Raw genomic sequence first — 14,615 nt, forward strand, 5'->3', positions numbered from 1 at the left:
CACGCATGACGCTGCAGGCGCCATGCGGCGCGTTCGAAAAGGCCCGGCATGTCCGGGCCTTTTCGTTGTGCGCACACGGCCCCGCTTGCGTCACTCGCCCGCGCAGCGCGTGTTCACCGGCGCCCTTGCATGGCCGGTTAGACTCCCGCGACCCCCGCACGGACCCCATCCACGATGACGCCACGCCCGCTTGCCTGCGCACTCGCCCTCGGTCTGATCGCCACGTTCGCCGTTCCCGACGCGGGCGCGCAAAAACGGCGTGGCAAGGCAAACGCGAAGGCACCAGCGGTCAGCGCGGAGTGCCGTGACTTCTACACCGCTTCGAATGCAGGCTGGCTCGAAGCGAACTCGCTTCCCGCAGGCGCCGCGTCGATCTCCGCGCTCGAGCAACTGCGCGACCGTTCGCGCCAGCAGCAGATACAGCTCCTGGACGCCGCGATGGCGTCGCCCCAAGGCAACGTGCAGAAGCTCCTTGGCGACTTCTGGGCCAGCGGCATCGACGAAGCGGCGGTGGAGCGCGACGGCGCGCAGCCGATCGCCCCGCTGCTCGAACGGATCAATGCGATCCGCCGCACGAAAGACATCGCCCCGGCGATCGCGGCGCTGCACCAGGTCGGCATCCCGGTCGCGTTCAACTTCGGCGCCGATGTCGACCTCAAGGACCTCAATCGCCACATTGGCTATTTCAGTCAAGGCGGACTCGGCCTCGTCGACCCCGCGTTCTATACCCGCACCGATGCGGACACGCGCAAGGTGCTCGGTCAGTACAACGGATACGTGCAGCAGATCCTCGCACTGACGGGCACGCCGAAGGACCAGGTCGCCGCGCAGGCGCAGCAGGTCATCGATCTGGAAACGCGCATCGCGCAGGCGTCGCGGCCGCTGTCGCAGCTGCAGGATGCCCGCATGAATTACGCGCCGGTGCCGGTGGCCGGTCTCGGGAAGCAGTACAAGCGGCTGCAGCTCGCTGACTTTCTCAAAGCGCAGGGCGTGAACGACGACAGCGTGTCGATCGCCAACCCCGAGCTCTTCAACCAGCTCGACACGCTGGTCGACCGCCTCAAGCCCGAGCAGTGGAAGACGTATCTGCGTTTCCGCGTGGGCGATGCGATGGCGCCTTACCTCGCTAAGCCATGGCGCGATGCGCATTTCGCATTCCGTGGCCGCACGCTTGCCGGCGCCACCGAGCCCGCGCCGCGCCGCGATCAGGTGCTCGACGCGATCAACCTCGCGGCCGGCCCGATGCTCGCGCGCGAATACGTGGCCAAGCACCTGCCCGACGCGAGCCGCGCGCGCGCGGAAGAAGTCGCCACGCAGGTGCGCGACGCCATGGCGGCCGCGATCGAACGCGACCCGCGCCTGAGCGCGCAAGCGAAGGCCGAGGCAAAAGCGAAGCTCGGGAACCTGCGCATCGAAATCGGCGCACCGCGCCGCGATCTCGATTTCACCGTGCAACCGATGGGCCGCGGCAGCTTCGGCGGCAACATGCTGATCGCCTCGACCTGGCGTCACCGCGAGGAGATGAAGCGCATCGGCCGCAACAACGCCGACCGCCGCTGGAGCGTGCTGCCGCAGCAGCCCGCGCTCGCGTACGACGCGCCCCACAACCGGCTCATCGCGACGGCCGCGATGCTGCAGCCGCCCGTGCTGGACACCACTCAGCCACCGGCTGCGCAGTACGGCGCGTTTGGTGCGCTCGTCGGCCATGAGCTCAGCCACGCGATCGACGAGCGCGGTCGCTTGATCGATGCAAAGGGTGAAGTGCGTGACTGGTGGACACCGCAAGACACCTCTGCGTGGCAGCAGCTCGGCCAGCGTGTGGTGGCGCAGTACGGTGCGCATGCGTATCCAGAACTGCCCAATGCACGGGTTAACGGAGCACTGACCCGCGATATCAATGTGGCCGACCTGGCCGGCGTGGAGTCCGCATGGGCGGCCTATCGCGCGGCCAACCCGGATGCCGACGCCGCCGCGCAGCAGGCGTTTTTCCGCGCCTGGGCCGGGTTGTGGCCCCAGCGCATGAGCCCGGAGGCCGCTGCCCAGCGTGCGGCGTCGAGCGCACATACGCCGGGCATGTGGCGTACGAACGGTCCCCTGATGAACCAGGCCGCGTTTGCGGAGGCGTTCGACTGCAAGGCCGGTACCCCGATGACACTGCCGGAAGAGCAGCGCGTCCGGCTCTGGCCATAAGCCGTCCAGACACGAAAACGGCGCGGAGATCCGCGCCGTTATTCATTCGGGCCTGCAGTTCCTAAACCCGGCAGACCGGATGGCCCTTGCGTCAGTGCACGCGCCGCATGCGCGGTGGGCCGCCGCGGCCACGACCGAACGGCGGCTGGCCGCGCCAGTAGCGGATCAATAGCCAGCCAAACAGCATGCCGCCGAGATGCGCGAAGTGCGCGACCCCCGGCATACGCCCGGTGATACCAAGCACCAGCTCAACGACACCGTAGATGATGACCAGCGTGCGGGCCTTCATCGGAATCGGCGGGATCAGCAACATGATCCTCTGGTTCGGGAAGAGCATGCCGTATGCGAGCAGCAGCCCGAACACGCCACCGGACGCGCCCACAGTGGGATACGCGCGTCCGCCCTGCTCCATCGCCCACCAGCCGACGAGCAACTGGCATACCGCCGCGCCCACGACGCAGACCAGGTAATAGGTCAGGAAGCGCTTGTCGCCCCACACGTGCTCGAGCGGCGCACCGAACATCAAGAGCGCCAGCATGTTGAACATCAGGTGGAACAGGCCGCCCGTGTCGTGCATGAAGCCGTACGTCAGCACCTGCCACGGCAGGAACTGGCTGTAGGCGTAGGCGTCGTCGCCGCTGCCGATCGGCCAGAGCATGAATGACGCGAGCGCGCCCTCGGGAATCACGAGCTGCAGCAGAAACACGAGTCCGTTGGCGATCAGCAGGGCCTTAGTGATCGGCGGCAGGTTTGAAAACATCTCGGCTCCTCGGGCGAGGCGACATGGTAGCCGCTGACTTGTGAGGACGCGGGACGCATGTGAAACGCATCGTCACGTGCTGTCGCGTCTTGCGTCAGCGCGGAGCCCACAGCGCTGCGTCGAGGTCGTCGTCGGCCGTGCGCAGCACGCGGCCGTCGCGCAGGCAAACGCCCTCGTCGATCAGCCGCCGCGCCTGCTCCTGAAACTGCTCCGAGCCTGCAGGAAACGCGATCCGGCCGTCGGCACGCACGATCCGGTGCCACGGCAGCGCCGGATCCGTGTCGCGTGCGAGCACTCGCGCAACCCAGCGCGCGCGCCGCGGCAGGCCCGCGCGCCGTGCGATTTCGCCGTATGCAGCGACCGCGCCGCGTGGAACGGCATGCACTGCGGCGAGGATGCGGTCGGTCGCGTCGTCCATCGCGTTAGCATAGGGGCCGTCTCCGGAAGCGAGCCCGTCCGTGCGCAACTTCGATTCGATCCGCCAGCACCTCAAGTCCTCCGGCTACCGCTCCACCATCGAGGAAGAGGATGTCGTGTGCATCGAACTCTCGCTGGAGCACGGAAAACGCCACCAGTCGATCTTCCTGTCGGAGCTCGACGACGATGACGGCCGCCCTTACCTCCGGGTGAGCACCGCGGTCGCGCCGACCACCGGACTCGATGCACGCCGCGCGCTCGCGTTCAACTGGCAGAGCCGCGTGGGCTACCTCGCGATCGGCGAGCTCGACGGCGTGCCGCACCTGCAGCTGTGCGAGAACCGCCCCTACGAGGGGCTCGAAGCCGCAGAGGTCGACCGCCTCGTGCTCGAGATCGGCGGGCTGGGTGACCGCATGGAGCGGATGCTCTCGGGCGGCGGCGACCTGTTTTGATTCCCGTTGTCTGTACGGTCTGACGCGCGGAAGGCCTGCACTTGCAAGCCTTTTTCCTCGACGGCATCGACGGAGAATCAGTCGGTGGGAGGCGGGCACGAATCAGAGCGCGCCTAAACCCGTAGTAAATTTACGCTTTTAATACATTTAGTCGTTCACCCGGCCGCGCCAGACCTGCCTGATAGACTGCCGCCCGACTCGACTTCACAGTCCCGGATGGACGACGACCCGCTTAGGCGGCTGATCCCGCACGGCGCGATTTCCGCGCCCTCGCACACCCGCAATGCTCCTGGCACGCTGCGCGTGCCGCTTCGCCCTATGAGGGGCGGCGCCGCGAGCCGATTCCCGACACTCCACGAGGCAGCCGCATGCTCGAGCTGCTGATCGTCGTGGCGCTCATTGCGCTGAACGGCTTCTTTGCGATGTCGGAAATGGCCGTGATGACGTCGCGCAAGCTGCGCCTGCGCCAGCTCGCCGAGACGCACCGCGGCGCGCGCAAGGCGCTTGAGCTCGCCGAAGCGCCGGACAACCTCCTGTCGACCGTGCAGATCGGCATCACGCTGATCGGCGTGCTGGCCGGCGTGTTCGGCGGCGATGCGATCGGTCTTCATATCGCGACCTGGCTGGGCGAGACCTGGCCGAATGCCGCCGAGTACGCGCGCGGGATCGGCATCGTCACCGCGGTCACGTTGATCACGGCGGGCCAGGTGATCTTCGGCGAGCTCGTGCCCAAGCGGCTCGCGCTCACTGACCCGGAGAAGATCGCGAGCGCCGTTGCGCTGCCGCTGGACGGGCTCGCCCGCGCCGCGCTTCCGGTCGTGCATGCGCTGGGCGCGATCAACCGCGGCGTGCTGCGTCTGTTCGGCATCCGCAGCGGCACGCGTGCGGACATCAGTGAAGAGGAAATCCGCATGCTCGTGACCGAGAGTCACGAGCAGGGTGTGATCGACGACGACGAGCGCAAGATGGTCAACCGCGTGCTGAGCCTTGGCGACCGCACGACGGACAGCCTCATGACCCCGCGCACGCGCATTACCTGGCTCGACGCCGCGGCCTCGCGCGAGCAGAACATCGCGACGATGCGCGAGTCGCCGTACTCGCGGTTCCCGGTGTATCGGGGCAATGACCAGGACGTGCTCGGCGTGCTCGAAGCGAAGTCGCTGCTCAGCGAGCTGGGCCGGGACCTCGATGCGATCGACCTGTTCGAAGACCTGCGCGACACCCTGTTCGTGTCCGAATCGACCCACGCACTGAAGCTCCTCGAAATCTTCCGCGAGGCGCAGCAGTCGCTCGCACTGGTCGTCGACGAGTACGGCGACGTGACCGGCCTGGTGACCGTGAACGATCTCATGGGTGCGGTGATCGGCCGCCTGCTCTCCGCCGAGTCCGACGATGCCCATGCGCCGATCGTGCAGCGCGAGGACGGCTCCTACCTTATCGATGGCTCCCTGCCGCTCGAGGACCTGCGCGAACTCGTCGGCGGCGGACGACTGCCCGACGAGGACGAGCACGATTTCCACACCGCGGCCGGCATGTTCATCACGCACTTCGGTCGCATTCCACAGGTCGGCGAATCCTTTGAATGGGCCCGTTGGCGTATCGAAGTGGTCGACCTCGACGGCCCTCGCGTCGACAAGCTCCTTCTGGAGCGGCTGCCCGAGCCGAAAGACGACCTCGATGACACCTCGGGCTGACGACGCCGCGCATGCGGGCCACACCACGCGCGCGCTGCTCGATCGATTTTCCACCGGGCCCGCGGACGCAGTGCTGCCGCTCGGCGAGGTGTTCCTGGGCCTGGGCCGGCGCTCGTTCGGCATGCTGCTGTTCGTCTCGACGCTGCCGGCCTTCGTGCCGATCCCCGGCGTTGCGGGCGCCGCCAGCGGGCCGTTCGTCGTGCTGATCGGGCTGCAGTTGCTGATCGGCCAGCGCCAGCCGTGGCTGCCGGACTTCGCCGGACGCCGGGGCCCGCGCCGCGCGACGATGGGTCGGTTTCGTGACCGCGTGTCGCCGCTGCTGCGTCGGCTGGAACACGTGGTGCGTCCGCGCCTGTCCGGAGTGCTCGACCATCGCGTGTCGAGTGCGTTCACGGGTTTGCAGCTCGTGGCGCTCGGCATCCTGTTGCTGCTGCCGATCCCGCTGACGAACTACCTGTTCGCCGTGGTGCTGATGCTGTTCGCGCTGGCGCTGATCGAGCGCGATGGCCGGCTGATGCTGGTCGCGTGGGCCTGCGGCGCCGTGGTGGGCACCGGCGTGGGCGTGCTGTCCGGCAGCCTTGCGAGCGCAGCCGCGCGCTGGATCGAACCGATGTTCTGACGCGCGGTCAGCCGACCGCTTCGACCGCTGCCCGCTGCGCATGCAGCAGCGCGAGGAAGCCGTCGATGTCGACCGGATGGCCGTACCAGTAACCCTGCGCGAGGTCGCATCCGCGATCGCGCAGCACGGACGACTGCTCGGCCTTCTCGACGCCCTCGGCCACGACGACGATGTTGAGCGAATGGGCCATCGCGATGATCGCCGTGGTCAGCGCAAGATCGTCGGGGTCGCGCGGGATGTCGGCGACGAAGCTGCGGTCGATCTTCACGCCATCGACCGGCACGCGACGCAGATGGCTCAGGCCCGAGAAGCCGGTGCCGAAGTCGTCCAGCCAGATCTTCACGCCCATGAGCCGCAGACGCGCGAGCAACGCGGTCACCTGCGCCTCGTCGCTGATCACCGTGGTCTCGGTGAGCTCGACATGCAGCTGCCGCGCTGACAGCCCCGACTCCTCGAGGCAGGCCGCAACAGTGGCCGGCAAGTCGCCCGCGCGCAGTTGACGCGGCGAGACATTGACCGAGACGAACAAAGGCTCCGCATCGTGGTCGCGCGCGGCGCGCCAGCGCATTGCATCGCGGCATGCGACCCGCAGCACCTGCGGTCCGAGCGTGTCGATGATGCCGCTCTGCTCCGCAACCTCGATGAAGACCGACGGCGAGATCACGCCCTGCTCCGGGTGCTGCCAGCGCAGCAGCGCCTCGGCCCCGACCAGCGCGCGGTCGGACAGGCGGAACACGGGCTGGTACGCGAGGCTCATCTCGCCGCGGGCCCACGCACCGCGCAGCTCCTGCTCGATCTGCACGCGTTGTTCGACAGCCTGGTCGATCGCGCGGCTGTAGAAGCGGTAACAGTTCTTGCCGGCGAGCTTCGCCTGATACATCGCGATGTCGCCGTTCTTCATGAGCGACGTCGCGCCCGCGGCATCGTCGGGGAACACGGTCACGCCGATCGAGGACCCGAGGAACACGGTGCGCCCATGCAGTTCGATCGGCACGCTGAGCGACTCGACGAGCGCTTCGGCGAGCCGGCTCGCCGCGGTGCGCATGTCGACGCCGCGCACCGGCGATGCCTGCATCAGGATCACGAACTCGTCGCCGCCGAAGCGCGCGACCATCGCGTCGGCGCCGCCTGCCTGCTGCACGGTGTCTCGGATGCGCGCGGCAAACTGCAACAGCGCCTCGTCGCCGGCGTCGTGCCCGAGCGTGTCGTTGACGCGCTTGAAGTCGTCGATGTCGGCAAACAGCAGCGCCAGCGGGCGACCGCCGTCGCGCAGCTTGAGCAGGCGCTCGTCGAGCAGCTCGCGGAACGCCAGCCGGTTCGCGAGTCCGGTGAGCGCATCGGTGTATGCGAGCCGGCGGATCTCGCGGTCGTGGCGCGCCACCGATTCGCTCATGCGCCCGAACGCACGCACGAGATCGCCGACCTCGTCCTGTCGGCGGGTGGCCGGCAGCGACGCGCCGTAGCGCCCGGACTCGATCGCGCGTGCCGAATCTGCGAGCTCTCGAATGGGCCTCACCAGCGTGCGCTGCAGCAGCCATAGCATCACCGCGCCGAGTGCGAGCAATGCGGCGCTGAGCAGGGCGACCCAGCCGAGCTGGCGCCGGTCGAGCGCGTCCAGGCGCGTCTGCATGCGGTCGATCGCCGCGTCCTGCTGCCGCCTCAGCTCCCGCAGGTCGAAGCCCACGCGCACGCCGCCGAGCCGCTGCGGACCGAGCATGATCGGCGCGGCCACGTCCATCACGTGCCCGTCGACTTGCGTCACCACGCGGCGCGCAGCAATCGCGCCCGGCGCGAGCGCGTCGTCCATGCGACGCCCGTACGTGGGGATCGATTCGCTGCCGTCATGCAGCACGTTGCCCTCGGCATCGAACACGAGCACGTAGCGCGTGCCGGGCTGGCGCAGCGCCGCGCGTTCGATCGCGCCCACGGCGTCGAGGTCGAAGTAATACAGCGGGTTGCTCAACGCATCGGCGAGCTGGGCGACAACCGCTGTGCCGCGGTGGCGGACGGTCGCGCGCGCCATGTCGTCCATGGTTTCGCGGCTGATCGCTTCCACCGAGGCATGCATGACGCGCTGCCGGTCCCAGAACGCCGCCATGAGCGCGAGCACGACGACGAGCGCGAGGCCCATCAGCACCAGGAAGCGGGCCTGCAGCCCGTAACGCAGCTTCATTCGACGTCCGCCTTCACCCGGGCGATGCCGGCCGCCAGGCGATCGAGCGCGTCCTGCGACGGACCGTCGAGCTCGAGAAAGCGCGTCGTGCCGAAGAATTGCCGAAGCGCCGGGCCCGCCTTCGGATCATTCGCGGCCTCGAGCAGCACCGTGTGCAGCCGCGCAGCGACCTTCGGATCAAGCGTGTCGCGCACGAGTTCGACAGCGCGCGGGTAGTCGCCTGTCCGGCCGATCACCGCCAGATCCGCCTTGAACGCGGTCGGCATGCGGCGCGGATTGTCCCAGTCGAGGTGGCTCATCACGCCGGCATCGACGATGCGCTTGTGCACCCACGTCGAAATGTTGAGTTCCGACCGCGCGAAGACGTAGCCGACGGCGTCCAAACCAACGCGTTCGTTCGGCGACGGCAGGATCTCGAGCGTAAATCCGCGGCTGAGCAGGTCGCTCGCGGGAGCAAAGTACGCGCTCGTCGACGAGGGCCGCTGGAATGCGACGGTGCGTCCGCGCAGGTCGTCGACGCGGCGCAGGCCGCTGTCACGGCGGGCGAAGAACACGCTGTGGTAATGGCTGGTGCCGTCGCGCTCCGTGAGCAGCAGCGGCTGGGCGCTACCGCGCGCGCGCAGCAGCACGGCCGTCGCGGCGGTCTCGGTCACCCAGTCGACGCGTCCGCGGCGCAGGTAGCTCGCCATCTGCTGCGGGTCGCGGGCCATCAGGATGCGGCCTTCGCGGATGCCGACGTCGGACATGCGCGGCACCACGTATTCGAGCAGCGGGCGCAGCTGCTCGTAGTGCGCCTTCGGGTCGTCGCTGATCCGACCGAGCACGAGTACGCCGGGTTCGCCTGCGCACAGGCCCGTCAACGGCACCAGAAGCGCAATAAGACACAACCAACGGCGCAGGCAGGCTTTCACGGACGAGCTTCGGCGGACGGCGTGGGCGGCAGCCTAATCGAATTCCGTGCGCCGCGTCGCGGAATCGTTTTCCCTCCCGGGCGCGCTCAGTCGCCGCGTGTCGCGATCGACGCCATGCGCTGCGCGTCGGAAAGCACGCCGCGCAGCAGCCGCACTTCGCGCTCGTCGAGGCCGGCACGCAAGAACAGCCGCCGCAGCTTGCGCATCGCGGCCTCGGGGGCACGGCCCTTGTGGAAATCAATCGCGTCGAGCGTGTCTCCGAGCTGGCCGAACAGGCCTTCGAGCTGGGCATGGGACGCCGGCGGCTCACGGCGGGCGCTTGCATCGGGCGGCACCGCGGCCGGTGCCGCTGGGGCTGCGGCCGACTCACCGAGCGCGGCAAGCCTGAGCTCGTAACTGAGCACCTGGACGGCGGCCGCGAGATTGAGCGAGCTATAGCCGGGATTCGCCGGGATATGCACCGCCGCGTGGCACAGCTGCAGTTCGTCGTTGTTGAGGCCCGTGCGCTCGCGCCCGAACACGACCGCGATCTCGCCGCCGGCCTCGGCCTCGGCCCGCACCCGGTCGGCCGCAACGCGAGGCATGAGCTCTTCGAGCGCAATCCGGCGGCTGCGCGCCGTGCAGCCGTAGACCTGGGTGCAATCGGCAATCGCCTCGGCGAGCGTCGAGCAGGTTACCGCCGACGCCAGCACGTCGTCGGCGCCGGCCGCGAGCGCAAAGGACTCGGCGTTCGGCGCGGTCTCGGGCGCAACGAGCACAAGGCGCGAGAGACCCATCGTCTTCATCGCACGCGCCGCCGAGCCCATGTTGCCCGGGTGCTGCGTGCCGACGAGGACGATGCGCACGCGTGCGAGAGTGAACGCGGCGGCGTCCGCCGCGGAGATAGAAGGTTCGGTGCTCATGGCGCAATGGTAAACTCCGCGCCCCCGGCCACGGCCACGCCGTGCGATCGCCGGGCGCTCTTTGCTCCCGTCAGCCGTCCCCTCCCCTCCTTGCCGAGGCGCTTGCCCATGCAGAAACCCGCCGTCACCCTCATGGTCAAGGCCGCCCGCGCGGCCGGCAACGTGCTGCTGCGTTACATGCACCGACTCGACTCGCTCAACGTGGTCGAAAAGGACCGCATGGACTATGCGAGCGAGGTCGACGGACTGGCCGAGAAGGAGATCATCAAGGAGTTCAAGCGCTCGACGCCGGACTACGCGATCCTCGGCGAAGAAAGCGGTCCGCTGAACTCCGGCCGCCAGGCGCGCTACACCTGGGTCATCGATCCGCTCGACGGCACCAGTAACTACCTGCATGGCATCCCGCACTTCTGCGTGTCGATCGCGCTCGTCGAGAACGGCGAGCCGATCCACGGCGTCGTGTTCGACCCGCTTCGCAACGAGCTGTTCACCGCCAGCCGCGGCAGCGGTGCGACGCTCAACGACAAGCGGATCCGCGTGTCGGAGCGCAAGGACCTCGAAGGCGCGATGCTCATCACCGGCTTCCCGCCGCGTGAGCGTCCGCGCGCGAGCCCGCACCTCAAGTGCGTCGATGCGCTGCTGCTGCAGGCCGAGGACATCCGCCGCACCGGCTCGGCCGCGCTCGACCTCGCCTACGTCGCCAGTGGCCGCGTCGATGGCTACTTCGAGGCGGGCGTGAAGCCGTGGGACATCGCCGCCGGCGTGCTGCTCGTGCGCGAGGCCGGCGGCAAAGTGGTCGACTTTCGCGGTCGTTCGACCGGCCCGATGGACAACCGCGGCCTGGCGGGCCGCCATCTCGTCGCGGGCAACCTCAAGCTCACGGACGCGCTGCAGGCGAAGATCGTCGACACCGGTTACGCGGCGGCGTTCGACTGACCGTCGGCCGCCGTGGGCGGACGCAGGCAGCTCCGCACCACCCGCTCATGAAAAAGGCCGCGCATTGCGCGGCCTTTTTCGTTCCCGCTCGCCCGCCTTACGGTCGGCGCGCGAGCTCTTCCTCGTCGCGCTGCTTCGGCATGAGGTCCTGCTTGCTCACGCCCATCCACAGCAGCAACGGGCAGGCCACGAAGATCGTCGAAAGCGTGCCGATCACGATGCCGACGATCTGTGCCTCGGCCATGCCGCGCAGCGATCCACCGCCGTACAGATACAGCGCGACCACCGTCAGCAGCGCCACGAACGAGGTGATGACCGTACGCGACAGCGTCTGGTTGATCGAAGTGTTGAGCACGTGCTCAGGGCCATCGCGCATCCCGCGGAAGTTCTCGCGCACGCGGTCGAACACGACGATCGTGTCGTTGATCGAGAATCCGAGCACCGACAGCACGCCCGCGAGGACGGTGAGGTCGAACTCGTGACCGGTCAGCGCGAACCAACCGAGCACGACGACGACGTCGTGCATCGACGTGACCACAGCCGCGACCGCGAATTTCGCCTCGAACCGGAACCAGATGTAGATCAGGAAGCCGACGACCACGAAAATCAGCGCCCAGATGCCGTTGAGCGCGAGTTCGCTGCCGACCTGCGCGCCGACCGACTCGCGACGCGCGATCTCGGCCTGGTTGTCCGGCGTCGATGCGACGCGACGCACTTCCTCGGCGATCGTCCCTAGCGCGTCGGGGTCCTGGCGGGTCGCGTCGCTGCGCGGCTGCAGGCGGATCAACAGGTCCGCGTTCGTGCCGAACGTCTGCACCTGCGGGTTCGAATAGCCGGCGCGCTCAAGCGCCTGGCGCACGGCGTCGACGTTCGCGGGCTTGGGGTAGCGCAATTCGATTGCGGTGCCGCCGGTGAAGTCGATCGCGAAGTTGAAGCCCTTGAACGCCATCGCGCCGATCGCGACCAGCATGAGGCCGAGCGCAACGGCGAGCGACATCCAGCGCACGCGCATGAACTCGAACGCGCTGCCGTATGGAAAGACATTGAAAGGTTTCATGGATCGAAGTCCCTGGAGTGCACGCCGGCAGCGGCGCATCGGCGCGGGCCGCAGCCCGCGCGCCGGATCAGATCGCGACCGACTTGAGCTTGCGGCGGCCGCCGTAGATGAGCGTGGCGATACCGCGCGACACGCCGACCGCCGTGTACATGGAGGTCAGGATGCCGATGATCAGCGTCATCGCGAAACCCTTGACCGGGCCCGTGCCGAAGGCAAGCAAGGCGACGCCGGCGAGGATCGCGGTGAGGTTCGCGTCGGCAATCGTGCCCGATGCGCGGTCGTAGCCCGTCGCGATCGCGGTCTGCGGTGGCAGCCCGGCACGCAATTCTTCGCGGATGCGCTCGTTGATCAGCACGTTCGCGTCGACCGACATGCCGACGGTGAGCGCGATACCCGCCAGGCCCGGCAACGTCAGCGTGGCGCCGATCATCGACATCACCGCGGTGAGCATCAGCAGGTTCATCAACAGCGCCGCGACGGTGATGACGCCGAACATGCGGTAGTAGACGAGGAAGAACAGCAGCGCGAAGCCAAATGCCCCGAGCACCGCCTGCAGGCCGCGCTCGACGTTCTCGCGACCGAGGCTTGGGCCGACGATGCGCTCTTCGATGAAGTCCATCGGCGCGGCGAGCGAGCCCGAGCGCAACTGCAGCGCGAGGTCGGCGGCGAACTTCGAGCTTTCCAGGCCGGTGGTCTGGAACTCCTTGCCGAACACGCCGTTGATCGTCGCGATCGAGATCACTTCCTCGTTGATGCGCGTGGTGCGCACTTCCTGGCCGTTGACCGTGCGCACCTCGGGGATGCGCTCGATGTACACCACGGCCATGGGCTTGCCGACGTTCTCGGTGGTGAAATTGAACATGCTCTGGCCGCCGGCGTTGTCCAGGCGCACCGAGACGGCGGGCGAGCCCGACTGCTGGTCGAACGTGGCCGAAGCGGCGACGAGCTGGTCGCCCGTCGCAATCACGCGCTTGCTGAGCAGCACGGGGCTGCGCTCGCCGTTGGGCCCGACCTCGTAGTACAGACGCGCGCCGGGCGGCACGCTGCCGGACGATGCGGCTTCGGCCGCGTTGCCCTCGACGACTGCTCGGTACTCGAGCGTCGCGGTCGCGCCGAGCACGCGCTTGGCCTGTGCGGTGTCCTGCACGCCGGGCAGCTGCACGACGATGCGCTCGTCGCCCTGGCGCTGGATGATCGGCTCGGACACGCCCAGCGCATTGATGCGGTTGCGGAGTGTGCTCACGTTCTGCTCGATCGCCTCCAGGGCCAGCCTCTGCAGCTCGGCCTCGCCAACCTCGACGCGCAGCGTGCGGCCGTCCGGTGCGACCTGCAGGTTCGGCTGATTGGCGAGCACGAGCTCACGTGCGCGCGGCGCGTCGGCGGCATTCGCTAGCGTCACGATCACGCTGGTGCCGGCGCCGCGCTCAACCGACTCGTACCGCACGCGTTGTTCGCGCAGCTGCACCCGGATGTCCTCGGCGATCGCGTCGAGCCGCTTGGTCAGCGCAGCCTGCTGGTCGACCTGCATGAGGAAATGCACGCCGCCCTGCAGGTCGAGACCGAGCAGCATCGGCTGCGCGCCGATCGACTCGAGCCAGCTCGGCACCGTGGACGCGAGATTCAGCGCGACGACGTAGTCGCTGCCGAGCGCGGGACGCAGTGCATCGGCCGCGCGGATCTGCGCCTCGGGGCTGCCGAGTCGCACGAGCAGGTTGTCGCCGTCGATCTCGATCGCGCGTGGATCGATGCCCGTCTGCTTCAGCGTCTGTGCGACGCGCTCTTGCAGCGCGGCGTCGACCTGCGCGCCGCGACTCGGAGTGACCTGCACGGACGGCACCTTCTGGTACACGTTCGGCAGTGCGTACAGCACGCTGAGCACCAGCACGATCAGGATGACGAGGTATTTCCAGCGCGCGAACGTGAGCATCGGGGCTTCCTGCGGCGGCCTCCCCGGCCACCGGAACGAATGGGTGTCCGCGCCTTGTCAGGCGACGGACGCTGCGAAGGCCGGACGGGCCGGCCACCGCACCGCAGGCATCGGACGGAGCGTCCGGAGCACCTGCGGTCGAGGCATAACTCTACTGGTGACGGCTCACGCCGCCTTCAAGGTGCCCTTCGGCAGCACGCTCGCAATCGCGCCGCGCTGCACGCGGATGCGCACGTTGGAGGCGATCTCGACGGTAATGAAGTTCTCGCCGATCTCGGCGACGGTGCCAGCGATGCCGCCATTGGTGATCACTTCGTCGCCGCGGGCGAGCTTTTCGAGCATCGCGCGGTGTTCCTTCGCGCGCTTCATCTGCGGACGGATCATGAGGAAGTACATGACCGCGATCAGCAGGATCGGGAACAGCAGCGACATGCCGAACCCACCCGGCTGCTGCGCGGCGGCCTGGGCATGGGCGGGGGCGATCAGGAAATCGAGCAGGGTCATGACGTCGTCCGGACGAATCAAATAGCGCGCGATTATGCCACGCGTCCTTCACGCCGCCCGGTCCCGCGGCCGG

General features: G+C 68.3%; 12 protein-coding genes and 2 pseudogenes. 5 read left to right on the top strand and 9 right to left on the bottom strand.

All coding sequences use genetic code 11. The features are described 5' to 3' along the window. Positions 1-174: 174 nt before the first annotated feature. Entirely contained in the window at positions 175-2,190 is a 2,016-nt protein-coding gene (locus IE075_RS05670) for a M13 family metallopeptidase (RefSeq protein WP_189454110.1), read from the top strand. 91 nt (positions 2,191-2,281) lie between these two features. Here IE075_RS05670 and IE075_RS05675 read toward each other — a convergent pair whose 3' ends face one another. Further along, complete coding sequence (locus IE075_RS05675; RefSeq protein ID WP_189454112.1) at positions 2,282-2,950, bottom strand: rhomboid family intramembrane serine protease; 669 nt, start codon at positions 2,948-2,950, stop codon at positions 2,282-2,284. A gap of 94 nt (positions 2,951-3,044) precedes the next feature. Beyond that, positions 3,045-3,368, bottom strand: a complete 324-nt coding sequence (locus IE075_RS05680; protein ID WP_189454114.1) for an MGMT family protein — start codon at positions 3,366-3,368, stop codon at positions 3,045-3,047. Positions 3,369-3,408: 40 nt separating this feature from the next. On the opposite strand from IE075_RS05680, the gene IE075_RS05685 reads away from it, so the two are divergent. From IE075_RS05685 to IE075_RS05695, 3 genes are all read left to right on the top strand, one after another. After that, positions 3,409-3,819, top strand: a complete 411-nt coding sequence (locus tag IE075_RS05685; protein ID WP_189454116.1) for a hypothetical protein — start codon at positions 3,409-3,411, stop codon at positions 3,817-3,819. Between the two features lie 368 nt (positions 3,820-4,187). Then, positions 4,188-5,513 (top strand): hemolysin family protein, encoded by a 1,326-nt coding sequence (locus IE075_RS05690; protein ID WP_189454119.1) that lies wholly within the window; start codon positions 4,188-4,190, stop codon positions 5,511-5,513. Next, the gene (locus IE075_RS05695) at positions 5,497-6,132 is read left to right on the top strand and encodes an exopolysaccharide biosynthesis protein (RefSeq protein WP_189454121.1); all 636 of its coding nucleotides are present in this window, start codon (positions 5,497-5,499) and stop codon (positions 6,130-6,132) included. The genes IE075_RS05690 and IE075_RS05695 overlap by 17 nt, the downstream gene beginning before the upstream one ends. Before the next feature lie 7 nt (positions 6,133-6,139). On the opposite strand, the pseudogene IE075_RS15960 reads toward IE075_RS05695, so the two are convergent. From IE075_RS15960 to IE075_RS05710, 4 genes and pseudogenes are all read right to left on the bottom strand, one after another. Continuing rightward, positions 6,140-6,916: pseudogene (locus IE075_RS15960) on the bottom strand (putative bifunctional diguanylate cyclase/phosphodiesterase); the annotation flags it as partial. Positions 6,917-6,985: 69 nt separating this feature from the next. Continuing rightward, a pseudogene (locus IE075_RS15965) lies at positions 6,986-8,305 on the bottom strand (diguanylate cyclase domain-containing protein); the annotation flags it as partial. Then, positions 8,302-9,216: a phosphate/phosphite/phosphonate ABC transporter substrate-binding protein gene (locus IE075_RS05705; protein ID WP_425489340.1), complete on the bottom strand. Its 915-nt coding sequence runs from the start codon at positions 9,214-9,216 to the stop codon at positions 8,302-8,304. The pseudogene IE075_RS15965 and the gene IE075_RS05705, both read right to left, overlap by 4 nt. An 86-nt stretch (positions 9,217-9,302) precedes the next feature. After that, entirely contained in the window at positions 9,303-10,118 is an 816-nt protein-coding gene (locus IE075_RS05710; RefSeq protein ID WP_189454125.1) for an RNA methyltransferase, read from the bottom strand. A gap of 108 nt (positions 10,119-10,226) precedes the next feature. On the opposite strand from IE075_RS05710, the gene IE075_RS05715 reads away from it, so the two are divergent. Then, positions 10,227-11,054 (top strand): inositol monophosphatase family protein, encoded by an 828-nt coding sequence (locus IE075_RS05715; RefSeq protein WP_189454127.1) that lies wholly within the window; start codon positions 10,227-10,229, stop codon positions 11,052-11,054. Positions 11,055-11,151: 97 nt separating this feature from the next. Here the strand turns inward: IE075_RS05715 and secF are convergent, their stop codons facing one another. From secF to yajC, 3 genes are all read right to left on the bottom strand, one after another. Then, complete coding sequence (gene secF, locus IE075_RS05720) at positions 11,152-12,111, bottom strand: protein translocase subunit SecF (protein WP_189454129.1); 960 nt, start codon at positions 12,109-12,111, stop codon at positions 11,152-11,154. A 67-nt stretch (positions 12,112-12,178) separates the two neighbouring features. After that, positions 12,179-14,038, bottom strand: coding sequence for a protein translocase subunit SecD (secD, locus tag IE075_RS05725; protein ID WP_189454131.1), 1,860 nt, complete (start codon positions 14,036-14,038; stop codon positions 12,179-12,181). Between the two features lie 165 nt (positions 14,039-14,203). After that, the gene (yajC, locus tag IE075_RS05730) at positions 14,204-14,542 is read right to left on the bottom strand and encodes a preprotein translocase subunit YajC (protein ID WP_189454134.1); all 339 of its coding nucleotides are present in this window, start codon (positions 14,540-14,542) and stop codon (positions 14,204-14,206) included. Positions 14,543-14,615 lie beyond the last annotated feature (73 nt).

It is taken from the genome of Cognatilysobacter bugurensis (genome assembly GCF_014652095.1).
In the GTDB taxonomy this organism is placed as follows: domain Bacteria; phylum Pseudomonadota; class Gammaproteobacteria; order Xanthomonadales; family Xanthomonadaceae; genus Cognatilysobacter; species Cognatilysobacter bugurensis.

What these genes read in the sequence shown, in the direction of transcription:
- IE075_RS05670 (WP_189454110.1), top strand. Translation starts at nt 175, where the DNA reads ATGACGCCACGCCCGCTTGCCTGCGCACTCGCCCTCGGTCTGATCGCC.
- IE075_RS05715 (WP_189454127.1), top strand. Translation starts at nt 10,227, where the DNA reads ATGCAGAAACCCGCCGTCACCCTCATGGTCAAGGCCGCCCGCGCGGCC.
- secF (WP_189454129.1), bottom strand. Translation starts at nt 12,111, where the DNA reads ATGAAACCTTTCAATGTCTTTCCATACGGCAGCGCGTTCGAGTTCATG.
- IE075_RS05710 (WP_189454125.1), bottom strand. Translation starts at nt 10,118, where the DNA reads ATGAGCACCGAACCTTCTATCTCCGCGGCGGACGCCGCCGCGTTCACT.
- yajC (WP_189454134.1), bottom strand. Translation starts at nt 14,542, where the DNA reads ATGACCCTGCTCGATTTCCTGATCGCCCCCGCCCATGCCCAGGCCGCC.
- IE075_RS05695 (WP_189454121.1), top strand. Translation starts at nt 5,497, where the DNA reads ATGACACCTCGGGCTGACGACGCCGCGCATGCGGGCCACACCACGCGC.
- IE075_RS05680 (WP_189454114.1), bottom strand. Translation starts at nt 3,368, where the DNA reads ATGGACGACGCGACCGACCGCATCCTCGCCGCAGTGCATGCCGTTCCA.
- IE075_RS05690 (WP_189454119.1), top strand. Translation starts at nt 4,188, where the DNA reads ATGCTCGAGCTGCTGATCGTCGTGGCGCTCATTGCGCTGAACGGCTTC.
- secD (WP_189454131.1), bottom strand. Translation starts at nt 14,038, where the DNA reads ATGCTCACGTTCGCGCGCTGGAAATACCTCGTCATCCTGATCGTGCTG.
- IE075_RS05675 (WP_189454112.1), bottom strand. Translation starts at nt 2,950, where the DNA reads ATGTTTTCAAACCTGCCGCCGATCACTAAGGCCCTGCTGATCGCCAAC.